Annotated in this window: 22 protein-coding genes and 1 pseudogene; 11 read left to right on the forward strand and 12 right to left on the reverse strand. The window is 62.7% G+C overall.

From position 1 onward, the window contains the following. Positions 1–214 precede the first annotated feature (214 nt). The 4 genes from nosR to ABIC76_RS04105 are packed head-to-tail and all read right to left on the reverse strand — an operon-like array spanning position 215 to position 4,035. Positions 215–1,603, reverse strand: coding sequence for a response regulator c-di-GMP phosphodiesterase, NosR family (nosR, locus tag ABIC76_RS04090; RefSeq protein ID WP_102065783.1), 1,389 nt, complete (start codon positions 1,601–1,603; stop codon positions 215–217). A gap of 41 nt (positions 1,604–1,644) precedes the next feature. After that, a complete protein-coding gene (locus ABIC76_RS04095) occupies positions 1,645–2,256 on the reverse strand; it encodes a chemotaxis protein CheC (protein ID WP_102065782.1) in 612 nt (203 codons plus the stop codon). Then, positions 2,249–2,617: a response regulator gene (locus ABIC76_RS04100; protein WP_102065781.1), complete on the reverse strand. Its 369-nt coding sequence runs from the start codon at positions 2,615–2,617 to the stop codon at positions 2,249–2,251. The genes ABIC76_RS04095 and ABIC76_RS04100 overlap by 8 nt, the downstream gene beginning before the upstream one ends. A 32-nt stretch (positions 2,618–2,649) precedes the next feature. After that, positions 2,650–4,035 carry an ATP-binding protein gene (locus ABIC76_RS04105; protein ID WP_102066134.1) on the reverse strand — a complete coding sequence of 462 codons (1,386 nt, stop codon included), beginning with the start codon at positions 4,033–4,035 and terminating at the stop codon, positions 2,650–2,652. Positions 4,036–4,275: 240 nt separating this feature from the next. Here ABIC76_RS04105 and ABIC76_RS04110 point away from each other — a divergent pair, with 240 nt between their 5' ends. Together ABIC76_RS04110 and ABIC76_RS04115 are read left to right on the forward strand one after the other, a co-directional pair. Further along, a complete protein-coding gene (locus tag ABIC76_RS04110) occupies positions 4,276–5,514 on the forward strand; it encodes a sensor domain-containing phosphodiesterase (protein WP_354533078.1) in 1,239 nt (412 codons plus the stop codon). A gap of 231 nt (positions 5,515–5,745) precedes the next feature. After that, positions 5,746–6,042: a hypothetical protein gene (locus ABIC76_RS04115; protein ID WP_102065779.1), complete on the forward strand. Its 297-nt coding sequence runs from the start codon at positions 5,746–5,748 to the stop codon at positions 6,040–6,042. Positions 6,043–6,128: 86 nt separating this feature from the next. Here the strand turns inward: ABIC76_RS04115 and ABIC76_RS04120 are convergent, their stop codons facing one another. From ABIC76_RS04120 to ABIC76_RS04130, 3 genes are all read right to left on the reverse strand, one after another. Beyond that, positions 6,129–6,554 carry a hypothetical protein gene (locus tag ABIC76_RS04120; protein ID WP_102065778.1) on the reverse strand — a complete coding sequence of 142 codons (426 nt, stop codon included), beginning with the start codon at positions 6,552–6,554 and terminating at the stop codon, positions 6,129–6,131. Between the two features lie 60 nt (positions 6,555–6,614). Then, complete coding sequence (locus tag ABIC76_RS04125) at positions 6,615–6,929, reverse strand: hypothetical protein (RefSeq protein ID WP_102065777.1); 315 nt, start codon at positions 6,927–6,929, stop codon at positions 6,615–6,617. Positions 6,930–7,153: 224 nt separating this feature from the next. Further along, entirely contained in the window at positions 7,154–10,096 is a 2,943-nt protein-coding gene (locus ABIC76_RS04130; protein WP_102065776.1) for an HD domain-containing phosphohydrolase, read from the reverse strand. 204 nt (positions 10,097–10,300) lie between these two features. Between ABIC76_RS04130 and ABIC76_RS04135 the strand changes: the two genes are divergently transcribed. Continuing rightward, positions 10,301–10,870: a cysteine hydrolase family protein gene (locus ABIC76_RS04135; protein WP_102065775.1), complete on the forward strand. Its 570-nt coding sequence runs from the start codon at positions 10,301–10,303 to the stop codon at positions 10,868–10,870. 23 nt (positions 10,871–10,893) lie between these two features. On the opposite strand, the gene ABIC76_RS04140 is transcribed toward ABIC76_RS04135, so the two are convergent. The 3 genes and pseudogenes from ABIC76_RS04140 to ABIC76_RS25570 form a co-directional block, all read right to left on the reverse strand. Then, on the reverse strand, positions 10,894–12,240 hold the full coding sequence (locus tag ABIC76_RS04140) for a GGDEF domain-containing protein (protein WP_102065774.1): 1,347 nt from the start codon (positions 12,238–12,240) through the stop codon (positions 10,894–10,896). A gap of 249 nt (positions 12,241–12,489) precedes the next feature. Next, a complete protein-coding gene (locus tag ABIC76_RS04145) occupies positions 12,490–13,278 on the reverse strand; it encodes an HD-GYP domain-containing protein (protein WP_257878137.1) in 789 nt (262 codons plus the stop codon). Between the two features lie 20 nt (positions 13,279–13,298). Further along, positions 13,299–13,394 (reverse strand): annotated as a pseudogene (locus ABIC76_RS25570) (helix-turn-helix domain-containing protein); the annotation flags it as partial. Positions 13,395–13,607: 213 nt separating this feature from the next. Here ABIC76_RS25570 and ABIC76_RS04155 point away from each other — a divergent pair. The 4 genes from ABIC76_RS04155 (at position 13,608) to ABIC76_RS04170 (ending at position 16,290) form a co-directional block, all read left to right on the forward strand. Next, entirely contained in the window at positions 13,608–14,804 is a 1,197-nt protein-coding gene (locus ABIC76_RS04155) for a fatty acid desaturase (RefSeq protein ID WP_102065772.1), read from the forward strand. 1 nt (position 14,805) lies between these two features. Continuing rightward, complete coding sequence (locus tag ABIC76_RS04160; protein WP_102065771.1) at positions 14,806–15,264, forward strand: DUF2000 domain-containing protein; 459 nt, start codon at positions 14,806–14,808, stop codon at positions 15,262–15,264. A gap of 64 nt (positions 15,265–15,328) precedes the next feature. Beyond that, positions 15,329–15,961: an AzlC family ABC transporter permease gene (locus tag ABIC76_RS04165; RefSeq protein ID WP_257878136.1), complete on the forward strand. Its 633-nt coding sequence runs from the start codon at positions 15,329–15,331 to the stop codon at positions 15,959–15,961. Positions 15,962–15,975: 14 nt separating this feature from the next. Beyond that, complete coding sequence (locus ABIC76_RS04170) at positions 15,976–16,290, forward strand: AzlD domain-containing protein (RefSeq protein ID WP_102065769.1); 315 nt, start codon at positions 15,976–15,978, stop codon at positions 16,288–16,290. Between the two features lie 55 nt (positions 16,291–16,345). On the opposite strand, the gene prpR is transcribed toward ABIC76_RS04170, so the two are convergent. Continuing rightward, positions 16,346–18,304 (reverse strand): propionate catabolism operon regulatory protein PrpR, encoded by a 1,959-nt coding sequence (gene prpR, locus ABIC76_RS04175; protein WP_102065768.1) that lies wholly within the window; start codon positions 18,302–18,304, stop codon positions 16,346–16,348. A gap of 195 nt (positions 18,305–18,499) precedes the next feature. Here prpR and prpB point away from each other — a divergent pair, with 195 nt between their 5' ends. From prpB to prpF, 4 genes are all read left to right on the forward strand, one after another. Further along, complete coding sequence (prpB, locus tag ABIC76_RS04180; RefSeq protein WP_027679535.1) at positions 18,500–19,396, forward strand: methylisocitrate lyase; 897 nt, start codon at positions 18,500–18,502, stop codon at positions 19,394–19,396. A gap of 46 nt (positions 19,397–19,442) precedes the next feature. Further along, the gene (prpC, locus tag ABIC76_RS04185; RefSeq protein ID WP_027679536.1) at positions 19,443–20,612 is read left to right on the forward strand and encodes a bifunctional 2-methylcitrate synthase/citrate synthase; all 1,170 of its coding nucleotides are present in this window, start codon (positions 19,443–19,445) and stop codon (positions 20,610–20,612) included. A gap of 260 nt (positions 20,613–20,872) precedes the next feature. Then, a complete protein-coding gene (gene acnD, locus ABIC76_RS04190; protein ID WP_102065767.1) occupies positions 20,873–23,470 on the forward strand; it encodes a Fe/S-dependent 2-methylisocitrate dehydratase AcnD in 2,598 nt (865 codons plus the stop codon). Continuing rightward, on the forward strand, positions 23,467–24,651 hold the full coding sequence (prpF, locus tag ABIC76_RS04195; protein WP_102065766.1) for a 2-methylaconitate cis-trans isomerase PrpF: 1,185 nt from the start codon (positions 23,467–23,469) through the stop codon (positions 24,649–24,651). Before acnD ends, prpF begins: the two co-directional genes overlap by 4 nt. Before the next feature lie 82 nt (positions 24,652–24,733). Here prpF and ABIC76_RS04200 read toward each other — a convergent pair whose 3' ends face one another. Then, positions 24,734–25,042: a putative quinol monooxygenase gene (locus ABIC76_RS04200; protein ID WP_102065765.1), complete on the reverse strand. Its 309-nt coding sequence runs from the start codon at positions 25,040–25,042 to the stop codon at positions 24,734–24,736. Positions 25,043–25,180: the final 138 nt, after the last annotated feature.

Consider the following 25,180-nt stretch of genomic DNA (forward strand, 5'->3'; position numbering starts at 1 on the left):
CGTGTGCCAGGCACGCCGGTCATTGGCAGCAGGGCGCCATATGCGCCGGCTCTACAGGATTCCACTGCGTTCCGCCTTCTGTATGGCCCCGGGACGACCCGTTCCGGAAACACCCTCTGCAGGCGCCGGAGAAAGTGGCTGCAGCCACAACAAAGATCTTCATGGGCGCCGTGACGTCCGCAACGAACCCGCGAGGCGGCCCGTTCGGATTGTCCTACCGGACTTGCTCCTGCTCGGCGTAGATGAGAATGGTGAACGGCAAGTCCTCGTGCGATTCGAAGCGCTTGATTTGCATGACTTGATGGGCGTTTACGACGCTGTCCTTCGTCAGGAGGAGCACCCCGCGTCGGGTGAACACATCGTCGGCCAAGCGCATGCCCTCCCGCAGCTCGCCTGACGTGATCTGGCGGACGGGCATCGCCTCTCCTTGTTGCTTGAGGACGGCCACGAAGCGAACCGCCACATCGGGGTCGTAGCGCAGGGCGGATTGCGCTTTGATCATCTCCATCGCTTGGTCGCCGGACACGCGCTGCTTAATGATCTCTCCGGCGAGCAACCCCTCGAAATCCCGTGCAACGGCCAGGATACGCGCTCCAATGGGAATACCGTGGCCGGCCAAGCGGTCAGGTGTTCCCCGCCCGTTAAATCGCTCGTACTGGTGGCGCACGATGAGCGCGACATGTTCGAGCTGGGGCACTGGGGTCAGCAGCATTTGGGCGCGAAGCGGGTGCTGATAGAACTGCTGGGCTTGTTCGGCGGACAGTCGATCCAGCGACGTGTTGAGCAGCGCGTCGGGCAACGACAACTTGCCAATACCGTGCAGCAATCCGGCGTGAAAGATGTCTTGCACCTGAAGGCCAGTAAGGCCAGCCTCCATAGCGATACGGCGCGCAAGATTCGCCACACGGAGCGATTGGCGCGCCATTGCGCCGCACCGCAGTTCAATCATGCTGGCGCACACCTGGACCATGTTGGTGAAGTTGGTTTTGAGATCGCGCTGCGCCCCTTCCAGAAACATCACCGTCTGTCTGATCTCTTCGGTACGCGACTGAACCTGCGCCTCCAATCCTGTATTCAGCCGCTGCAAGGCATTGTTCTGCTGGCGCGTGAGATCGGTGAGGCGTTGCGCCTCTTTGGCGAGGGTCCGCTGCTCGATGGCATGCCTGACGGTCAGGAGAAGGTCCTGATCGTCCCACGGCTTGTTCAGGTAGCGATAGACGCCGCCTTCGTTGATGGCGCGCACCGCTGAATCGATCTCCGAATACCCGGTGAGCAGGATGCGCATGACATCGGGATAGCGCTCACGGGCGTGAGCGAGGAACTCGGCGCCGCTCATGCCCGGCATGCGCATGTCAGAGATGATGAGGTCGACCGGATACACGCCCAGCATGTCGAGGCCGGCAGCGCCGCTGTCCGCCGTTATGACGCGATAGCCCGTGGGCCGCAACAGACGTCGTAGCGATGACAGTACCCCCGGTTCGTCGTCAACGAGCAGGATCAGAGGCGTGGCAGCGGGAGCCCCGATCGGTGCCGACGCGGTTTCCGTCTGCACCGCAGCTTCAGGCACGATGGTTTGCACGGCGTCGTCTTCGTGGGTAAGCATGGCGCGATCTCTCAGTTCGGGCAGGGGTTCCCAGGCGTCTGTCAGAGCGCCTGCAGGAACTGCTCCAGGGCGTCCTTCATTTTTCGAATGGCGGTTTCGGGCAGCAGCATGACGAGCTGGGCGACAAATCCGCCTCGCTCCAGAGTGAACCGGACTTCCAACAGCAGCGCCACATCCCAGCGCCCGAGCTGTTCGTCGGACAATGCATGCGCGAGTGCGGACGGCGGCACGAAACTCGGGCGAGAGAACGACAGGTTTCTGCCGAGTTGTTCAAAGACACTGCGCACGCACGCACCTACCAACAGGTTCGCGATGTCCGACAACGCCTCGCTACCCACGTTGACGTCTGCGTCGTCATAGCCCATCAGCTCTTCGAGCTCCTCCCGGCCGTCCTTGCCGAACAGCACGATTGCCTCACCCGAGATGTCCGACTGGAATGCTTGACGAACGGGTGGCGGCGTATCGCCTGCCACATCGCCCCCCAGCAGATCTGCCCGCAATTGGGCGGCGTCTACCAACTTGATGCCTGGCACAGAGAGGGTCACAAACTCGCCAAGCAACGCCGCAAGCGCTGCACCGGCTTTCCCCATGCCGATGTTGGCGATTTCCTGCAGCGCATCGCGCTGCTCTTCGTTGAGAGCCAAGTCACTCATAGAGGCCATACCCCCGCAGGATAGGAACGATCCGTTCAGCCGAAACTGGCTTCGGTACAAAGCCGATGGCTCCCAAGTCTTTGACGCGCTCGATGGCGCCGGCCTGAATGTCGGCCGATACGACGATCACGAAGGCATCCTCTGCTGCCTTCCGGATGTGTTCCAACACCTGGAAGCCGTCCATGTCCGGCATGGTCAGATCGAGGAACACGACGGTGCCCTTGCCCGCACGAAAAAGCTCAAGGGCCTGTGCTCCATTGGAGGCTTGGGTGACCTCAACATCCCAGTCTTCCGGGAGGGCGTTAATCAACAATTTGCGAGCCAACGACGAGTCGTCGGCGACGATGACGGGTAGCGCCATAGTGAGTGCCCCTTCAGGGTAATGACTTGAAATCAGGCCGCTGCCAAGACGCCAGCGCGCTGGTCCGCTGCAGGCGCTGCATCTTCGTGACCCAGCGGCAACACCACGCGAAACGTCGTCCCCTCGCCTACGGTGCTTCGCACATCGATTCGGCCGCCGTGCGACTTGACGATGCCGTACGTGAGCGACAGGCCCAGGCCGGTGCCCTTCCCGACCGGCTTGGTCGTAAAGAACGGATCGAAGATTCGTTTCAGGTTTTCGGGAGGGATCCCGCAACCGGCGTCGGCCACCTCCAGCCAGATCGAGGAGGCGTCGTCCGTATCGCATCCGGTGCGCACGGTGATGGTTCCGCGCTGACCACGCTCCTCCTGCTTACTGGCATAGGCCTGAGCCGCATTGACGACGAGATTGAGCACCACCTGATTGATCTGCGACGGAATGCACGTGACCTGTGGCAGGGCGCTGTACTGGCGCACCAGGTCGGCGTGGTACTTGATTTCATTGTGGACAATGTTCAGCGTCGACTCGATACAGCGGTGGATGTCCACCTGCTCCCACTGGTGGGTGCTGTCCACACGAGAGAAGTCCCGCAGGTCCACCACGATGTCGCGCACACGCGTCAAACCTTCCCGTGATTCGACGACCAGTGCTGGGGCGTCTTCGGCCAGGTAGTCGATATCCGCAGCATGTGCCAGCGAGGCCAGCCGTGTATCAAGGGCTGGCGCGGCCTCGGTGATCAATTGCTCCATGCCGCGGGCGTACTCGAGCAAGGTGCCCATGTAGCGCTGCAGGGTATTGAGATTCGATAACACGAAACCCACTGGATTGTTGATCTCGTGTGCAATACCAGCGGCCAATTGCCCAATGGCGGCGAGTTTTTCGGATTGAAGCAGTTGCTGATGCGCTTGAGCGAGTTCTTCATTGAGCGCCGATAACTGTGCATTGCGAACAGTCAGCTCTTGCAATGCGTCAGTGGCGATTTTCTCGCGCTTTCTCAACTCTCCGTAGGCAAGGCAAACGTCCGTAGCGTCGAGCAGTGTGACGCCGACTGCAATGACCACGCCTTTCTCATCCTCGATGGGAATGAAGCTGCAATTTTGTTGCATCCATTCCATCGTGTCGGTAATCGGACGGGTATGCCTGAAGCGAAACAGGTAGGGTCGATGTTCCCACGACGTATATGCCGAAACGCCCAGCACAAAGACGCTGTCGATTTTCTTGCGCAGCCATTTTTCTGGGAGTTCGGGAAAAAGCTCGAACATGTCGCGCCCGAGCACGTCATCGCTCGACCGCCCGCTGTGGTACTGCATGAAGCGGTTCCAGGACAGGATGCGCATTTCTCGGTCCACCGAGAAAACACCGCAGCTCACCAGCTGCGCGATGGCTTCCGATAATTGGGATTGCGTAATGTTGGCCATGCTCTCGCCCGGATACATCCGTGTATCTGCCAAGTCACGTGAAAAAACGGACCGTTCAGTTACTTATCGACGTAGATTTGCCCAGGCAGATAGTGGAAATCCCTATAAGAGAAAATGGAAGGTCAGGGGCAATCACATTTTTCCCAGGGATTTTGCGGGAGAAAAAATTGCGAGTAATACTGCCCATCAAGAGCCAAGCGTTTCAAATGCTCGCGACGCCATTTCCGCCAGGAGGAGAAAGTGGAGGAGTTTCTCGCCGGAAGCCTTATACAGCCCCATGTCGAGGCCGAAGAAGTCATCACACAGATTGTGCGGACCGTCCGGACGCATTTGAGAATGCCTTACGCGTTTGTGTCGGAGTTCGTGGGTTCGCAACGCGTTTTCCGCTATGTGGACAGCAGCGTAGACCCGCCCCCGTTTCGCCCTGGGGATGCCGATCCCGTCGCGGAGAGTCTATGCATACGCGTTGCGAAGGGCCGCTTGCCAACGTTAATCCACGATGCAACCCGACTCCCGGATTGTGATTTATCGACCACTCGCTCCATCAGGGTCGGCGCGCATATCAGCGTGCCCATCGAGCGCGCGGACGGTTCCGTATTCGGGATGTTCTGCTGCTTCAGCGACCGGTCCGACCATTCATTGAATTCGCGGGATCTGGAGCTGATGACAGCCTTCTCGCGCGTGATCGGCCTGCAGATCGATACCCACCTGGAAACGACGCGCGGGGCGGAGGAGAAGCGCGCCCGCGTACGTAGCGTGGTCGATAGTGACAAGTTGACCGTGGTGTTCCAACCCATAAGGTCGCTTCTCGATCTGCGACTGGTTGGGCTTGAGGTCCTCTCCCGGTTTCCGGGTGGGCAAGATCGCCCTCCCTATCTCTGGTTTGCAGACGCATGGGAAGCGGGCATCGGCGAAGAGCTGGAGATGCTGGCGATCCGAAAAGGGCTGCAGGCCCTCAACGCTTATCCCCATGCGTATTTGGCCGTCAACGCTTCGCCAAAGACGATTCTCAGCGGCAAGCTCGACGCTGTATTCCGGAACATCCCCGCCGAACGCGTCGTGCTGGAAATCACCGAGCACGCGCTGGTCGAGGACTATACGGATCTCCAGTCTGCTTTACGGCCGCTACGACAGAACGCGATCCGCGTCGCGATCGACGACGCAGGCTCAGGCTACGCCACCATGCGGCACATCATTGAACTGAAACCGGACATCATCAAGCTCGACGCCCGCTTGACTACCGATCTCGAATACAACCCGACCAAGCGAGCCTTGATCAAAGCGATGGTGACGTTTGCCAGCGAAATTCGATGTGGCCTTGTTGCCGAGGGCATCGAGCATGAAGAACAAAAGGCGCTGCTCGTCGAGTTGGGCGTGCGTACGGGACAGGGGTACCTGCTGGGACGGCCGGGCTCGCTTGCGACACTGGGCGTCAAGGAGACCGTTGGCGCCCTCGGCACCCCGGTTACGCAGCGCTGACTGCATCAATACGCGTGTCTGCGCGTCTCTGCGTTCCACTGCAGGCCGCGCATTGGCGGGCTTCAGAAAGTCCGGCCGATGCCCCCCAGAGCGCGCGTGGCACCCACCCCTTGTCAACGGGCGTGACGACCACACCTCCGGCGCAGTGTACTGACGGGGCCCGGTCTGCCGCCGATCGGCGGCACACCGTTTGCTCTGGCCCGGTTTCGATCTCACATTGAAGCAGCCAGTATGACCCTGACGAACAACGTGCTTTTGTGGAGTTGCGCCGCCTTTCTCTTCTTCGGCATGTGGTGGGTGTTGTATCGCGTCGCGCGAGAGGCTATCCGGCAGATCCGTTCTCGCACCCTGACATGGCGGGAAAGCGCGCCATTTGCACTGCTGCTGGCCTTATCGTCTGGAGGGTGTCTGTCGTTTCTGCAGTGGGCCGTCAGCGGGGGCCGCGCGGGCGGCGGCCTGGGAGCACTGTTGCTGTCAGCGGCAGCTCTGCTGCTGGCATCGCTCATGTGTCCATTGCGCGAACCATGATTGCGCGCCCCTTTTGATCGACAGTCGTACGAGAAATCAAAAAAAAGCCAAGCGGGGACACGCTTGGCCTCGGAGAGACGAGAGGATCATCCCGCCCCGGAATGCCGCACAGCGTGAACTGAACGGCCCGAGGCGGATGGTGGGCGCGATTCGCCGTCGGGGGAATCGCCCGCATGGGCTAGCCCGACTTCCTGTGGCAAAAATTCAAAGTGGTCTGCGTCAGACGTGTAAGCGCTATCTACGGGGTCGATGAACTGCACCTCGCCCATCAGCACAGCAACGGTGGGCTGCACAAACTCCATCCGGATCGCTTCCACGAAATACAGGGCGGTGGCCATGCACCGATGCAATTCGGTGCTCGGTTGGCCGAGTGCATCCCAATACGCGTAGTACGCGCTTCTCACCTTTTCGGCCCGATCGCCGGTCAGCAACACGCTGCCCCTGCCGTACAGGCCTTCTGCGACGGCGCGGAGGGTGTTGAGCGCCCATAGGGGTGCTGGCGGAGACGACACGCGTACCTCTGAATAGAAGGGTGGACAAACGGCAGTATAGAAACCGCGTAGCCCAGCGTGTTAACGACCACTCACAACCGGCGCATCGGGCGGCACATTGCCGCCCAGATTGATGGCGGAATCGGGTTCGTCCTGCTCGAGTTTGTGGGCCGGCTCAAGCAAGAGGCCGCTCATCAGCCGTGCGCGGGCCAGGACGAATTGCTGCGCTTCGGCCTCCGTGAGCGCACGGCAAACATACGATTCGCCTTGCGGTGCCTGGGCGGATGGGAGGCAGTCTGCCCGACGTAGCGTCCAACGCACTCGAAAGTACGTGCTCTCCAGGGATTCGGAGGTGCATTCGAGCAGCTGACCATCAATACGAAAACGGGTTTTCATGGCGGCACGGGTCAATGAAGTCAAATAGAGCAATTCGTGCGCCTAACCGGCGCAGTCCGAAATGCCCCATCCGCTTAAACGCGGTCCCGTCCATAAAGTCCCACTGAGCTGGCTTCGCCCCGTTGCGTCTGGCTGCGCGGGTGAGATAGCCGGCTCGTGATGGGAAGCATACGCCTGGAACGACGACGGCGTGAGTGTCGCCCGCGCACTCCCGTAGCACCCTCTCATGCTGCACTCTGGCGGTCCACCGCAGCACCGCTCATGTACTGCGCAACGTTGACCACATCGATCTGCTCGGGCTGCATGAAGCGTTCGGCATAGCGCAGATACACGCCGCTGCTCAGGAACAGATCGAACAGTTCCGGGTCGATGTGCTGCTGGTCTCTGGCCATCGCCATGATCCGCACCGACTCTGACAACGTCTTCGCCTTCTTGTAAGGCCGGTCTGCGGCGGTCAGTGCCTCGAACACATCGGCAATGGCCATCATGCGTGCAAGCGGGCTCATCTGCTCGCGGCGCAGCCGCCTCGGATATCCGGTGCCGTCCATCTTCTCGTGGTGGTTGCCTGCGATTTCCGGCACATCCCGCAGGGCCTTCGGGAAGGGCATGCGCGACAGCATGATCTGCGTCTGAACGATGTGGTCTTCGATCTTGAAGCGCTCTTCTTCCGACAGCGTGCCGCGGCTGACCATCAGGTTGTGCAGCTCGCCGCGGTCATACAGATGCGCGGGCGTCTTCAGCTTGAAGCCCCACGGGTTGTCCGGCGCAATGGTGTCGTGCGCGGTGCGTTCAATCACGTGCTCGGGTTTGTCGGCCAGTAGCGGCTCTTCTGCAGGCAAGAGCGCCGCAGGGTGGCGCGCCTTGCGTGCGAGTTCTTCCTGCGAAATGCCCAGGCGGTCGTCCAGCGTGCGCGTCCATGTGCGGGTAGCGATGCGAAGCAATCGCTCTTTCTGCGGTGCGTCCATGAATTCGCCGCCCTGGTTGCACGTGGCGACGAACGAGAAATCGTCATCCAGCGCGGCCAGTTCCGTGTCGCGCCGGTGCTGCGCAATGTCTGGGTTCTCGCCGACTGCGATTGCGCGCAAGCAGGCAATCTCGGCATCGCGCTTGAGCACCTCGAAACGCATCCGCACTTCGTGAATGCGGTCATACAGCGTTTCGAGTTTGGTCGCCTTGTCGATCACGTATTCGGGCGTGGTGACCTTGCCGCAGTCGTGCAGCCACGCGGCCACATGCAGGGCGTGCCACTGTGCTTCGGTCATCTGGAAGGCCTTGTAGGGGCCATCGGTGGCATCGCAGGCGGCATGCGCCAGCATCTTGGCAAGCTCGGGGACGCGCCCGCAGTGCCCACCGGTATGCGGGCTCTTGGCGTCGATTGCGCCGGCCATGACCTGGATGAACGCATCGAACAGCTTGCGCTGCGCCTCGGACAGTTCGCGCACTTCCAATGCGCCCGCACACAAGTTGGCGAGCATGCCGACGAACGCCAGCTGAGCCGGTTCAATGGGCGTGTCGCGCAATACCAGGATCACGCCTTGCAGTTCATGCGCACGCGTGACGAGCGGCACTGCGGCTGCGTGGCACGGCGCATCCGCCGCCAAGGGTGTGAGCCCAGCCGCCCGGATGTCCTCGAGCGTGAGCACGCCGGCCCGCGGCGTCATCGCACCGGCTGTAAAGCGGATCAACGGCAGCGCCTGATCCTGACCGGCCGGCGCGATCATCGACGCCACGTCGTTGCCGGCACGGTCGAGCGCCACGCGTGCATTCAGCGCATCGTCGTTGGCGAGGTACAGCACGCCCGCGCGACCACCAGCTGCGTTGAGCACCTTGCGCAGCAGTACCGGCAGGAGCTGCTCCAGCCGCGCTTCGGCGGAGACCGCCTGCACGATGGTCAGGAAGCGCTGAATCGTCTGCCGCATGTGTTCAGACGTTTCGCCCAGGGCGCTCACCTCGCTGATGCTCGATCGCACGGCAATCGGCTGCTGGAAATCGAAGTGCCGGATGGCGTCCATGCCGTCGGCCAATGCCTCCATGGGGCGCGCAATACGGCGGGCCGACCACCAGATCAACGGCAACGAAAAAAGGATGACCAGGCCCGTCGCGCCGATGCCCAGCCATGCCTGGCGGCGCGCATCCTTCAGCAGTTCGTCTTGCGGTACCGCAGAGATCAGGAACAGTGGCGTGCCGCCGGTGGGCGTGAGCTGGTCGGTGCTGGTGTACCAGGCCTCTCCGCCGGCGGAGATAAGCGCGTGGTCCGTGGAAGATGCACCCGGGGTGCGCAGGTTGGCGGCCAGTTGCGTGAGGACGGGCAAGCCGTAGTCGGCAGGCGCTGCGAGCAGGCCCGACAGGATGGTGTCTGGCGCGGAGGCAGAGGCAGGGGGCGGACGGTCAATGGCGATGACCTGTCCGTTTGCATCCAGCAGCGCAAGCAGACCACGCTCGACGGTCTCCTTGCGCGCGAGCATGCGCCCGAGCAGGTCGAGCCGAACGTCCCCGCCCACCACGGCGCGACGCGAAGCGGTCGGCACGGCCAGCGTGGCGCCGGCCTGCCGGTCGGAAAAGAACATGTAGGGCTCGGTGCGGATCAACCCGCCCTTTGAGATGGCGGAGACGTACCAGGGCCGCTGCCGGGGGTCGAAGCGCTCGGCAAAGTCGGAGGCGTCGACAGTCTTCACCACGGTCAAACCGGCATCCAGGAACGTCAGCTTCCCTCGGGCAGCGTTGCCGTCGCGCTCCACCGTGCGCACCACGTAAGCGGCCTGGATTGGGGCCTTGAAGACGTCGCGGTCGGCCGCTTCGCGCAGCGGCCGGACGTAGAAGAAGCTGCCATCGTCATAGCCGACGTACAACGATTGCAGCACCGGCGAAGTGTCCAGCGCATCACGTACAAGTGCCAGGCGCTCGAGCCGTTCGTCGTTCGACGCCGCATCCGCCAGCGAGCTGTGACTGACGAGCTTGACCGCCATCTGGGCTGGGGCGAACAGGTCCTGGACCTCGTCCAGCGTTTCGCGGCTGATGCGGTGGGTGGCTTCTGTGGCGGCCCGCTCCCGCTCCGCCTTGCTCATGAGGAAGTGGATGCCGCAGATGAGCGCGCCAAGCACCAGCACCAGCGCCCCGAACAGCACCCACAGATGGACATGAAGCGGATAACGCCTGCGCATTTGCATGGGCCCCTCCCTCGACGGGGTACTGCACGGCGGTTGCGGTGCTGTGCAGCACAAGGCAAGGCTGACATGGGCACCGCGCAAACTGTCCAGTCCAGTTTCGGTGCCGTCCGGGGGATCGTCAAGGCGGGGCCATCGGCCCGTTGAAATCCACACAGGCACGCGTGATAGAGTCGACCGCCATCCCTTCCCTCACCGCGTAGCCCTATGTCGACATTCGCGCTGGTTCCCAAGCAAACGGCGTTGTTGGTCATGCACTACCAGACCGACATCATGGCGTTGTTTCCGTCGGTCGCGCCCACGCTGCTCGCCAACACCCGCACGCTGTGCGACGCGGCGCGAGCAAAGGGCATCAGCGTCTATTTTGCGAAGTTCCACTTCAGCCCCGGCTATCCGGAAGTCAGCCCGTTGAACAAGAACGGGCAAGGCGTCAAGCAACTGGGGCTGTTTGTTGAAGACCGCATATCACCGGAACTGGGCCGGCAGCCCGATGAGTCGATCATCATCGCGCACCGCGCCAGCGTGTTCTACGGCACCGATCTGCAGGTGCGGTTATCCGCCAAGGGCATCGATACGTTGATCATGGTCGGGGTTGCATCGACGGGCGTGATGCTGTCGTCCATTGCACATGCGAGCGATGCGGATTACCGCCTGATCACCGTGAAGGACTGCTGCTACGACCCCGACCCGGTCGTGCACGACCATCTGTTTGCCACGGCGTTCGAGTCGCGCACGACGGTGCTGTCGCTCGCCGATGCGCTATCGATGCTGGAGTAAATGGCGAAGGGTGGTCGGCGCGCTCAGGCGCTGACCACCTTGTTCTTGCCGGCGCGCTTGGCCTGATACATGCCACGGTCCGCGCGATGGATGGCGGCCATGGGCGGTTCGTCCTTGCCGACTTCCGCCACGCCGGCAGAGAACGTGATGAACAGCCGCGTATCGCCCGCCGCAAAGAAGCGCTGCGTGAGCGCACGCTGCAGGCGGACGATGGTCTGCACGCCCTCTTCCAGCGACGTGTCGGGCATCAGGATCACAAATTCCTCGCCGCCAAAGCGCGCGAGCGTATCTTGCGGGCGCATCGATTCGCGCGCGACCTGGGCCAGGTGCGACAGGGCATCGTCGCCAAAGCTGTGCCCGTGCGTGTCGTTGATCGACTTGAAGTCGTCGATGTCCAGAAACGCGATGGAGAGCGCGCTGTTCTGGCGCGCCGCGCGGGCAACTTCGCGCTCCAGCGCTTCTTCCAGCCCCTTGCGGTTGAGCGCGCCGGTCAGCAGATCGTGACGCGCCGATGCCGATGCCATGTCGAGCGCCTTGCGCAGTTGCGCCACTTCGGCGGCCGCCTCTTCGGCCTTGACCTTCATTGCCGACAGCACATCGCGATTGCGCGCCGACTCCAGCGACATCCAGCGGGTGGCCGACAGCGCATCTTGAATGGCCGGTGCGATGTCGGCGATGCTGTTGGCCGATTCGATCTTCTTGGCGCAGGCCTCCATCTGGCGGTGATGCTCGCCCGACGTTTCGGCGGCGGCGGACAGGCGCTCCATGAAAGCCGCCAGCAGCCGCTTCATCTCCTCCTGGGCTTCGAGCGACTTGCTCTTCAGGGAGCTTTGCTTCTGGATGACCTCCATGAGGCGGCGCCGCAGGTCATCCAGTCGGCGCAGGCTCACGGGCGCTTCGCTGGCTTTCATCAGGGCTTCGATCTGGCCGCGCAGCCAGCGGTCGTCCAAGGACAGCTCGGCGATGTTTTCGAACACCAGTTGCAGCAGGCTCAGCAACGCCCGGCGGATCTCGCTCTGATCTTCCGCCGCGAGCGACAAGCGGTGGTTGAACGTCGACAGCTTGGCGTTCAGGTTGGCAAGGCTTTCGAATTCGGACCGGCAGGCCCGGATCAGCGCCCAGGCGGCGGGGCCGATGCTGGCATCGTCTTCGCCGAGCACCGGCAGGCAGCCTTCGACCGTGCGCGCGAGCTGCTCGCACAACTCCCGCACAAGCGCCATCCGCTCTGCATCCTGGACGTCTGCGTCGGGCTTGCTGCCGGCGATTTCGTAATAGATCGAGGCAAAGTTGTCTGGCGTGGGCGCCAACCTGCGTGAGGCCAGCAGCTTGAGGGCGTGCCGGGCGGTCTCCGAGGGATTGTTTTCTGTCATTCCGAACTACAGGTTGGCGAGCGGGGTTGGAGCGCGATTTTCCACGGTTCCGGGCCGACCGAAAAGCCGTCCGAAGGGTTATGTGGGCATTGCGCTGCAGGGTGGACGCCCGCCAAATTGGGTGTCGCGGCAAGCATCAGCGCGAAGAGCGTGACCCCGTTTGAAATGACCGTTGGAAACGGCGTCTCGGCGGTTTTCGGGGGTTCGGCGCATGCCGCGCCCATTCATGCGGCGCGTCGCACGCCGTCATCAAAGCGCCTGGATATGCCGGAAGAATCCGGGAGATTGGCCCCGCGCGCCATAAAACCGGATGACACCCGACACGTCGCCGTACTGCTGTACCAGGTCTTCAGTCGCGGCACGAATGCGCCGCACCCCGGACACGTTCTTCAGGAAGCAATCCACCAGCGCAGGATCGAAGTAGCGGCCGCTCTGGTCTGCCAGCGCCTCGAGTGCGTCGTCTTCCGGCATGCCTTCGCGGTAAACGCGCGGCTCGAGCATGGCGTCGAACGCATCGGCAACGGCGACGATGCGCGCCGCCAGCGGGACACCTTCCCCCGCAAGGCCGGCCGGATAGCCGCTGCCGTCAAAATGCTCGTGATGATGGCGCGCAACGCTCGCGGCCATTTGCAGCAGCGGATCGGCCGTCCCGGCAAGCAGGTCGGCGCCGATGTTCGAGTGCCGCTGCATGATCTCGTGCTCCGCGTCGGTCAACGAAGCGGGCTTGAGCAGGACGTCATCGGGAATGCCGAGCTTGCCGATGTCATGCACGGGCGCGACCAGGTAAATGCGCTCCTGCTCGGCGTCGTCCAGCCCCAAAACGTTTGCCAGATAGGCCGCGACGGCCGCAGTCCGGACGAGGTGACCAAGCGCAGAGGGATAACGCGATGCGCCAGCAAGCGTCAGGCTGGCGAGCATGATGTGGGGGCGGTTTTGTTGTGCCATGGTGTTGACCTTCTTGGTCGCGCGCCCATCGGCACGCGGTGAGGCTCGATGGAGGACTGCACGATAGTCATCGCGCCGGTCGACCGCAACCACCCACGGCGCTCATGTTTGATCTATCCCATCTGCAAGCGCCGCCACAACGTCGTCTTGCTGATGCCCAAGGCTGCGCAGACGGCATCCCGATCGCCGCCGTGGGCAACATGACTCGCGTCACCCTGACGCCGATATCGACGGCAGCAATCCGGCTGCTCGCTGATTGCTGCGTGGCGGGAAGCCGTGGCTACGAAATAATCGAGCCACACAAAACAAAAAACGCCGCAAAACATGCAATAAAATGAGTTGAATTTTGCAAACAAAAATCCGCACGCCCGGCAACGCACTATTATCACCCCTCAAATTAGGCCATTAATATAGGGGACAAGATGTTTCAAGAAGGCGTTCGCGAGTCAATGAGCGGGCTTCCGATTCCATTTCAACCAATTCTCACCTGGCTTACCGGCAAACCGCTCAATAAATCAGAAAAGATATACGCCACCCCAAAGACAGTGGATATTGCAATGACGCCGCTGATTGGCGCTCTTGCCGTCCAGCTTCTAGCCTTGCTTGCAGCATCGGATAGTCCGCTTGCATGGCTTCTTATCCTTCCGCTTTGGATTGTTTCAGTCGGAGTCTTGCGTAAATTGCAGGTCACTCACTTACACCACGCCATTCACAATCGCCTTTTTGGCAGCGCCACACTCAATAAGGTCTATTCCAGGTTAATTCCTGCGATCATTTTTGTGCAAAACGGTAGAGAGTACAAGAAAGAACATCTTGCACATCATAACGCCGACATTTTCACCACAAAACAAGACGCAGATGCCGCATTCCTGGCGCAGCTTGGATTTATACCGGGTCGGACGAGAAAGGAGTTATGGCAGACGCTTTGGATCACCATCCTTAGCCCCGCTTTCCATGCACTGTTCCTTCAAGCACGCTTGAGATCGATCCTGATCCGGGGGAAGAATCACGGGCGCACTCTTGCATGGTTCATGGTTGGCATGCATCTTTTGTTCGTCGCTGTGCTCGGGCTGAAGGTGTATCTGATTGCGGTGTTCATTCCCCTCACGGTCCTGTACCACATCAGCGCCCTGCTCCAGTTTCTAACCGAACACGCGTGGGATGTAACCGCATCCGCTCCGGCCGATTGGGACGCTTATGCAGCCCGTTGTTGGGGGCGATTTTGCGGAGAGCGTTATCCCGAGCGTTCTGGCGACGGCCTGATTAGAACCACGCTCCACATAATTCGAGTGGCGACTTGGAGCGCGCGAATGTTAGTGATTCATGCGCCTGTCCGGCTAGGGTGTCTTGTCTCAGACTTACCCGCCCACGATTGGCATCACCTGGCACATCTTGCGGGCCAAAACTCTCGAGACTGGACTCGCAGCCTTTACCTGCGTCAAGCCGCAATTGCCTGCGGCGACCGGCCCGGCTTTGCCAAGAGGGAATTGTGGGGAATCTCAACCATGATCGAACATCAGTTCGGCTGCCTTGAATGCGCACAACGCGGCCCATCAAGCTCGGCAGGCAGAGCACCGGCTGCCGCCGCTGATCAACAACTTCTCGTCGCAGCTGAATGACATGGCATACGCAGACAACGCAAGTAAGACCGTGATCGTCGTCAACTCGGAGTTCCCGCCCCCCACGATCATCAATGCCGTTGCACACTCCGTGCTGGGCCTCATTGGATCAAACGATCGGGATGCTTGGAACCTGTTGGCATATCCCAGCCCAGCCTTCCCGTCGGAAAGCCGCATCAGCGAGTTTCCTGTCATCGTGCTGCGAGCGAAACGCTCGTCCGCCCTCGAGAAGTTGATTGGCGCGCTGCGCGATAGAGGCGTCCCACACAACGTCTTCATTGACTCCATGATCGGCACCAGCGCCGAGAATCAGCAGACAGCAACCCTGGCTGCCACTCCTGAGCAAAACAAGCTGATCTGCGTTGCGCTGTTTGGCCGTGAAGAAGCGATTCGCCCGCTCATCAAGTCGTTCTCCCTGTACAGGGAATCGGAGCCCCCGCGTGTTGCCCCCACGGAATGAAAGACGTTCGCCCACGAAGGAATCCGCCCGGACAGTTCTTCTGCGACTGACGATCCCAGTGGGGATGGGTTATTTGCCCACGGGATTCGCTTTTGGCGTACTCGCGATACAAGCGGGTTTGTCACCTGCCGTCGTGGTCGCAATGAGCGTCTTCATCTTTGCCGGTGCACTGCAGTTTGCGGCGGTGCCGTTGCTGGGCGTCGCCACGGGGCTCGGCACATTTGCCATGACAACGCTATTGATCAACCTGCGCCATGTGCTCTACGCCGTCCCGCTGATTGAGCACCTGCCTGCGCAGCGCTGGCGCCAAGCGTACGTCGTTGCAGCGCTGACGGACGAAAACTACTCCGTTCTCACAACCCTTCCTGCGAATAGGAGGCAGCAGTTCGCCATGGCAGTGACGTTGATCCATCACGGCTACTGGATCGCAGGAACCGTACTCGGGGTGCTGCTCGGACAACAGGTCGCGGATTGGATTCCCAACCTGGACTTTGCGCTGCCGTCGCTGTTCACCATTCTCGCCATCGAACAGTACCTATCGCAAAGGAGCCTGGCCCCGGCACTGGTAGGCGTGCTGGCTTACCTTGTATCGACGCAACTGGCGACGGACTATCTGTTGATCATGGCGCTCGGATTCGGACTGATGATGTTGCTGGCGCGCGCATTTGTCCGCGGTAACGCCTTGGAAGTGCCCTGAAGGAGTAAGTCAGAATGAGCAGCATTGAACAATGGATCGGTGTCGGCATCATGAGCGTGCTGACGATCCTTCTCAGGGCATCTCCTTTGATGATCAACCGTGCGGCGCTACGCAGCCGCGTGGTCACGCAACTCAATAAGGAGTTGCCGCTCTGCGTGATGGTCGTTCTTGTTGCGAACGCCCTTGGACGTAGCGGAATGCCCAGCCAAATCGGCCAGGAGTTGATCGCTCTCTGTGGTGTTGGCTTGACCTATCTGATGTGGCGAAACGCGATGCTTAGCGTTGTAGCCGGGATCGCCGGGCTGACGTTGCTGCGTTTCCTGCTTTGACACTCCGCAAGCGACACGTTGATCGACGTGTCGCGACGTTGCCGGTGAGCGAGACTTACCGAGCCGATGCCGCCTCCTGCAAGCGCCGCCACAACGTCGTCTTGCTGATGCCCAAGGCTGCGCAGACGGCATCCCGATCGCCGCCGTGGGCTGCCAGCGCTGCGCGGATCTCTTCCGCCTCAACGCCTCGGCTGCGCTCGCGCAGCGTCTGGGCCGCCGGTTTGCCGGCCGTGGCGTACACAAACACTTCGGGTGCAATCAGCCGCAGCACATCTTGCGTGATGGCGTCGGTGTCATCGGTGTAAGCCAGCTCCACGGCTATCCGTTCAACCACGCTCTGCAGTTCGCGCACGTTGCCGGCCCAGGTGTAACGCCGCAGCGGCTCGGCAATGCCGGCCAGCACGCGGGCGGCGTCTTCGGTGTCGGCAATGCGCAGCAGCAGGCGCGGTTCGCGGCGCGCCGCCTGCACGAGCAATTCAGCGGCGAGGGGCATCACGTCGTCAGGTCGTTCGCGCAGCGGGGGCAGCGCAATGCTGAGGATGTTGAGGCGGTAGTACAGATCTGCGCGGAAAGTGCCGGCTTCCACCGCATCCGTCAGCGCGCGGTGCGTGGCGGCCACCACGCGGATATCAACGCGCGTGGGCTCGGTGGAGCCCAGCCGCACCACCTCGCGCTCCTGCAACACGCGCAGCAGGCGGCTTTGCAGCGGCAGCGGCATCTCGCCGATTTCATCGAGGAACAGCGTGCCGCGGTGCGCCGCTTCAATCAGCCCGGTCTTGCCGCCCTTGCGCGCACCGGTGAAAGCGCCCTCTTCGTAGCCGAACAGTTCGCTTTCCAGCAGCGCTTCGGGAAATGCGCCGCAATTGATGGCGACAAACGGAAAATCGCGCCGCGCGCTTAGCTGATGCATGCCCTGCGCGACCATCTCCTTGCCCGTGCCGGATTCGCCCAGCACGAGCACCGTGGCGTCGGACTTGGCATAGCGGCGGACCAGCGTTCGCACACGCTCCATCGGCAGCGATTCGCCCACCAGGTCTTCCAGACGGTAGCGCGCGCTGAACTGCTGCGGGCGCTGGCGTGAGCGCAGCGTGCGGTCCAGCCGCTCCACCGCGCGGGATTCCTGGAAGGTGAAGACCGTGCCTTCAGCGGCGCCCGCGCCAGCGCTCGCCAGTGGGCCGCGGTGGATGACGTAGTTCACGCCCTGCACGGTGCCCAGCGTGTCGCCATCGCTATCGGGCAGCAGGCCCAGCAGGTTGGGGGCGATGCTGAGCAGCGGTTGCCCGATGGCCTGCTTGGCCTCGATACCCAACGCCGTAGCCAGCCGCTGGTTGATGGCTTCTACGCGGCCCTGCGCATCCAGGGCGACCACACCGTCGCGCAGATGCTGCAGCAGGTTGTCCAGCCGCTGGCGGCGCAGCGTTTCGCGGCGCGTGGCCTGTACGACTTCCAGCGCGGTATCGAATGCGGCACGCACCGAGTCGCGCGAATACAGGAACACGGCATTCATGCCGGCCTGCGTCGCCAGGTCCGTCACCAGGCCGGGGCCGACCACCACGCCCACGCCGCGGTCGCGCAGGTCCAGCACGCAACTCTCTGCGCCCTGGCGCGAGGTGTACGAGGCAAACACCACGTCCATGCCATAGGCGGCGACAAAGCGGCGCACCTCCTCGGGCGTATCGCCATGGGTGACGAGCGCTACCGATTCCGCATCGCGGCGGGCGCGAGCCAGTGCATGCATCACGTCAAAACCCGTCGGGTTGATGACGACCACCGGCAGGGACAGACGCGGCTTCAGATAAGCGCCATTGGACCCGCCCGCCACCACCACGTCGGGACGCTCGGGGCCGGCCGCGTCGATCTCGCGCACGATGTCTTCAAAGCCGCGCGTGATAACGCGCAGCTCGGCGCGGTCGTTGTACTCGGCGGCAATGTCGAGGAAGAGATCGCTCAGGCGGCTGATGCCGCAGGCCCAGATGCGAGGGCGGTCGGTCAGGTCGGTTGCAGTGGGGCTCATGGTGCGGCGCGGCAGGGCAAAAACAGCAGTCCGGACATTATGCGCCGCGCGTTTCCACATTGAAATCGCAATTTCATTTTTGAAATGAAGTGCGCGCGGGCGGCAACGTCACACCCATACAAATCAACGGGTTACGTCGGGCTGCAAGGGTGGCCCGCTTCCTGCTCTCCTAGGCCGTTCTTTCTGGAGCCACACATGAGCACAACGCAACGACACCCCACCAGCGCCGGCGCCAAATTCCGTGCTGCGGTGGCTGAATCCCAACCGCTGCAAGTGGTGGGCGCCATCACTGCCTACGCCGCCAAGATGGCCGAGCAGACCGGCTTCAAGGCCGTGTACCTGTCGGGCGGCGGCGTGGCGGCCAACTCGCTGGGCATTCCGGACCTGGGCATCAGCACGATGGAAGACGTGCTGATCGACGCCCGCCGCATCACCGACGCCGTGCAGATCCCGCTGATGGTCGATATCGACACGGGCTGGGGCGGCGCCTTCAACATCGCACGCACCATCCGCTCGTTCATCAAGGCCGGTGTGGCCGCCGTGCACCTGGAAGATCAGGTCGGCCAAAAGCGTTGCGGCCATCGCCCGGGCAAGGAAGTGGTTTCCACCGATGAAATGGTCGACCGCGTGAAGGCCGCCGTGGACGCCCGCACCGATGACGACTTCGTCATCATGGCCCGCACCGATGCCGCCGCTTCCGAAGGCATCGACGCCGCCATCGAGCGCGCCGTCGCGTACGTGGAAGCGGGCGCCGACATGATCTTTCCGGAAGCCATGAAGACGCTGGACGACTACCGCCGCTTCAAGGCCGCCGTGAAGGTGCCCATCCTGGCCAACCTGACCGAATTCGGCAGCACGCCGCTCTTTACCACCGACGAACTGCGCAGCGCCAACGTCGACATCGCGCTGTATTGCTGCGGCGCCTACCGTGCAATGAACGCCGCCGCGCTCAACTTCTATCAAACGGTGATGCGTGACGGCACGCAGAAGGCGGCCGTGGAAACCATGCAGTCGCGCGCCGATCTGTATCAATATCTCGGCTACCACGCGTACGAAGACAAGCTCGACGCGCTGTTTGCCGCACAGAAATAACGCCTCCGCATCCAAACCAATTCAACGCATCCAAGGAGACCACACCATGAGCGAAGCCGATAACAGCACGCCGAACGCAGGCGCCTTCAAGCCGAAGAAGTCCGTGGCCTTGTCGGGCGTGACGGCTGGCAACACCGCGCTGTGTACCGTTGGCCGCACGGGCAATGACCTGCACTACCGCGGCTACGACATCCTCGACCTGGCCGGCGCGTGCGAGTTTGAAGAAGTCGCCCACCTGCTGGTGCACGGCAAGCTGCCGAACAAGGCCGAGCTGGCTGCCTACAAGGCCAAGCTGAAGGCGCTGCGCGGCCTGCCCGCCAACGTGAAGGCCGCCCTGGAATGGGTGCCCGCCTCCGCCCACCCGATGGACGTGATGCGCACCGGCGTGTCGGTGCTGGGCACCGTGCTGCCCGAAAAGGACGACCACGCCACCCCCGGCGCACGCGACATCGCCGACCGCCTGATGGCCTCGCTCGGCTCGATGCTGCTGTACTGGTACCACTACAGCCACAACGGCAAGCGCATCGAAGTGGAAACGGACGACGACTCCATCGGCGGCCACTTCCTGCACCTGCTGCACGGCGTGGAGCCGCCCAAATCGTGGGTCGATGCCATGCACGTCTCGCTCAACCTGTATGCCGAGCACGAGTTCAACGCATCGACGTTTACCGGCCGCGTGATTGCCGGCACGGGCTCGGACATCTACTCCGCCATCACCGGCGCGATCGGCGCACTGCGCGGCCCGAAGCACGGCGGCGCCAATGAAGTCGCCTTCGAGATCCAGAAGCGCTACGACACCCCGGACGAGGCCGAAGCCGACATCCGCCGCCGCGTGGAAGCCAAGGAAGTCGTGATCGGTTTCGGCCACCCGGTGTACACCGTGTCCGACCCGCGCAACAAGGTCATCAAGGAAGTGGCGCGCAAGCTGTCGAAAGAAGCCAGCAACACCAAGATGTTCGACATTGCCGAGCGCCTGGAAACCGTGATGTGGGACATCAAGAAGATGTTCCCCAACCTGGACTGGTTCAGCGCCGTGTCGTACCACATGATGGGCGTACCGACCGCGATGTTCACCCCGCTGTTCGTGATCGCACGGACGTCCGGCTGGGCAGCGCACATCATCGAGCAACGCATCGACAACAAGATCATCCGCCCGAGCGCCAACTACACCGGCCCGGATGACCTGAAGTTCGTACCCATCGGAAAGCGCCCGTAAGAGAAACGCCACCGCACGCACTCAGACGGTTTGGCCTTTGACGTTCCTGCCCTATGCGGCGCCTTGAATTTCTGTTGCAAGGAGGAAAAAAGAAGGGGAACTGTCTGAGCGCAGCGAGTTTTCCCCTTCTCCTCCTTGCGACATAAATTCAAGGAGGGGGTCGCCGCATCGGGCGCGCCTTTCTTTGCTTACTTTCTTTGGCAAGACAAAGAAAGTGAGTCAGCCCCGGCAGGGGATGAAACAAGGGATGTACCACTACCATGAACACCACCCACCGCAAACCGCTCCCCGGCACAAAGCTCGATTACTTCGACGCCAGAGAAGCCGTGGAAGCCATCCAGCCGGGCGCCTACGACAAGCTCCCCTACACCTCCCGCGTCCTCGCCGAGAATTTGGTACGCCGCTGCGACCCGACCACCCTCACCGACTCGCTCAAGCAACTCATCCAACGCAAGCGCGACCTGGATTTCCCCTGGTTCCCGGCGCGCGTGGTCTGCCACGACATCCTGGGCCAGACCGCGCTGGTCGACCTCGCCGGCCTGCGCGACGCCATTGCCGACCAGGGCGGCGACCCCGCCAAGGTCAACCCGGTCGTGCCGGTGCAGCTGATCGTCGACCACTCGCTGGCCGTGGAATGCGGCGGCTTCGACCCCGACGCTTTCGCCAAGAACCGCGCCATTGAAGACCGCCGCAACGAAGACCGCTTCCACTTCATCGACTGGACCAAGCTCGCGTTCAAGAACGTCGACGTGATCCCGGCGGGCAACGGCATCATGCACCAGATCAACCTGGAGAAGATGTCGCCCGTTGTCCAGGCGCACGACGGCGTGGCCTATCCCGACACCTGCGTCGGCACCGACAGCCACACGCCGCATGTCGACGCACTGGGCGTGATCGCCATCGGCGTGGGCGGGCTGGAAGCCGAAAACGTGATGCTCGGCCGCGCCTCGTGGATGCGTCTGCCGGACATCGTCGGCGTGGAGCTGACCGGCCAGCGCCAGCCCGGCATCACTGCCACCGACATCGTGCTGGCACTGACCGAATTCCTGCGCAAGCAGAAGGTGGTGGGGGCCTACCTCGAGTTTTACGGCGAAGGTGCATCCAAGCTGACGCTGGGCGACCGCGCCACCATTTCCAACATGGCCCCCGAGTACGGCGCCACCGCGGCAATGTTCTCGATTGACGACAACACGCTCGACTACCTGCGCCTGACCGGCCGCAGCGACGAGCAGGTCAAGCTTGTCGAGACGTATGCCAAGACCGCGGGCCTGTGGTCCGACACGCTCAAGAACGCCGAATACGAACGCGTGCTGCGCTTCGACCTGTCCAGCGTGGTGCGCAACATGGCCGGCCCGTCCAACCCGCACGCACGTGTGGCAACGACCGACCTGGCCGCCAAGGGCATCGCCGCCAAGTGGGAAGAAACGCCGGGCCAGATGCCGGATGGCGCGGTCATCATCGCGGCCATCACGAGTTGCACCAACACCAGCAACCCGCGCAACGTGATTGCCGCGGCGCTGCTGGCGCGCAATGCCAACCGCCTCGGCCTGACCCGCAAGCCGTGGGTGAAAAGTTCGCTCGCGCCAGGCTCCAAGGCCGTTGAGCTGTATCTGGAAGAAGCCGGCCTCAAGCACGAACTGGAAAAGCTCGGCTTCGGCATCGTCGCGTTTGCCTGCACCACCTGCAACGGCATGAGCGGCGCGCTGGACCCGAAGATCCAGCAAGAGATCATCGATCGCGACCTGTACGCCACGGCCGTGCTGTCGGGCAACCGCAACTTTGACGGCCGCATTCACCCGTATGCCAAGCAGGCGTTCCTCGCATCGCCGCCGCTGGTGGTGGCCTATGCGATTGCCGGCACCGTGCGTTTCGATATCGAGCGCGACAGCTTCGGCACCGATGCCAACGGCAAGCCGATCCTGCTGAAAGACCTGTGGCCGACCGACGAAGAGATCGACGCCATCGTGCGTGCATCGGTCAAGCCCGAGCAGTTCCGCAAGGTGTACATCCCGATGTTCGAGCAGCGCAGCGCGTCGGTTGCCAACGTGAGCCCGCTGTACGACTGGCGCCCGCAGAGCACCTACATCCGCCGCCCACCCTATTGGGAAGGCGCGCTGGCCGGCGAGCGCACGCTCAAGGGCCTGCGGCCGCTGGCGGTGCTGGGGGACAACATCACGACCGATCACCTCTCGCCGTCCAACGCCATCCTGGCCAGCAGCGCCGCCGGTGAATACCTTGCCAAGATGGGCCTGCCGGAAGAGGACTTCAACTCGTACGCCACGCACCGCGGCGATCACCTGACCGCGCAGCGCGCGACGTTTGCCAACCCGACGCTCATCAACGAGATGGCCGTGGTGGACGGCGTGGTGAAGAAGGGCTCGCTGGCGCGCATCGAGCCTGAGGGCAAGGTCACGCGTATGTGGGAAGCGATCGAGACCTACATGGACCGCAAGCAGCCGCTGATCGTGATTGCCGGCGCCGACTACGGCCAGGGCAGCTCGCGCGACTGGGCCGCCAAGGGCGTGCGCCTGGCCGGCGTGGAAGCCATCGTGGCCGAAGGCTTCGAGCGCATCCACCGCACGAACCTGATCGGCATGGGCGTGCTGCCGCTGGAGTTCAAACCGGGCACCACGCGCCTCACGCTCGGCATTGACGGCACCGAAACCTTTGACGTGATCGGCGAGCGCAAACCGCGTACGGACCTGACGCTCGTCGTCCACCGCAAGAACGGCGAACGCGTGGAAGTGCCCGTCACGTGCCGCCTGGACAGCGACGAGGAAGTGTCGATCTACGAAGCCGGCGGTGTGCTGCAGCGCTTTGCGCAGGACTTTTTGGAATCGAACAAGGAAGCAGCATGAGCCACCCCGCGCAAGTGAAGATTCCCGCCACCTACATGCGTGGCGGCACCAGCAAAGGCGTGTTCTTCCGTCTGCAGGACTTGCCGCTGGCCGCGCAACAGCCCGGCGCGGCGCGTGACGCGTTGCTCATGCGCGTGATCGGCAGCCCCGACCCGTATGGCAAGCAGATCGACGGCATGGGCGGCGCCACGTCGAGCACCAGCAAGACGGTGATCCTCAGCAAGAGCACGCGCCCCGACCATGACGTGGATTACCTGTTCGGACAGGTCTCCATCGACAAGCCGTTTGTCGACTGGTCGGGCAACTGCGGCAACCTCTCCGCCGCGGTCGGCCCTTTCGCCATCAGCAACGGGCTGGTCGATGCGAGCCGGGTGCCGCAAAACGGCGTCGCGACCATCCGCATCTGGCAGGCCAACATCGGCAAGACCATCATTGCGCACGTGCCCATCACCGACGGCGCGGTGCAGGAGACGGGCGACTTTGAGCTGGACGGCGTGACCTTTCCGGCGGCGGAAGTGCAGCTCGAATTCCTCGACCCGGCTGCCGAAGAGGAAGGCGACGGCGGCGGCGCGATGTTCCCCACCGGCAACCTCGTCGACGACCTGGAGGTGCCCGGCGTGGGCACGCTCAAGGCGACGATGATCAACGCGGGCATCCCGACGATCTTCATCAACGCAGAGGCCATCGGCTACACCGGCACCGAGCTGCAGGACGCCATCAACGGCGATGCGAAGGCGCTGGCGATGTTCGAGACCATCCGCGCGCACGGCGCGGTGCGCATGGGGCTGATCAAGAGCATTGAAGAAGCCGCCACGCGGCAGCACACGCCCAAGGTCGCGTTCGTCGCGCCGCCGAAGGACTACGTGGCATCGAGCGGCAAGAAGGTCGGCGCAGGCGATGTGGACTTGCTGGTGCGCGCGTTGTCGATGGGCAAGCTGCACCACGCGATGATGGGCACGGCAGCGGTCGCCATCGGCACGGCGGCGGCCATTCCGGGCACGCTGGTCAACCTGGCAGCGGGCGGTGGAGAACGTGGCGCGGTACGCTTCGGGCATCCGTCCGGCACGCTGCGCGTCGGCGCGGAGGCCAAGCGCGTTGACGGCGAATGGACGGTCACCAAGGCCATCATGAGCCGCAGCGCGCGCGTGTTGATGGAAGGCTGGGTGCGCGTGCCGGGCTGAAACGTCTGACCGCACATGCAAAGCAAAACCGCCGCATCCGGCTGATGGCTGGATGCGGCGGTTTCTTTTTTTCTCCCGGCACTCAGCTTGCGCCGGTGTTCTTCATGCCGAGCACCTCGATCGGCGCAATCTCGGGCGGTGAGGCCAGCAGCTCGGCCGCATTGGCCATGAGCGCCTTGGCAATCGGGCCGTCGAGATGTGCCTGGCGATCCTGCTCGCTGGCAAAGGCATCGAAGATGCCGAAGACATTGGGCGCAATGCGCAGCGCAAACCAGATGGGTGTGGTGGCTTCCTGGTTGGCCATTTGCACACCCGCCGACAGAAAATCGGCGACGGCCTGTTCCTTGCCCGGTTTGGCAATCAGCCGGGCAAACAATGCGAACTGGATCATTGGAGTCTCCTGATACGCGCGCAGCGGGCGGCGCGGTCAGGCCTACTCTATGCCGAAAACCGGCAGGTCGAGTCATACGAACACGCGTACGAGCCGCCCCGCGCGCAGCGGGAACGGCTCGATGACGGGCCAGGCGCA

This window comes from Ralstonia sp. 1138 (genome assembly GCF_040544795.1).
GTDB classification, from domain to species: Bacteria; Pseudomonadota; Gammaproteobacteria; order Burkholderiales; family Burkholderiaceae; genus Ralstonia; species Ralstonia flatus.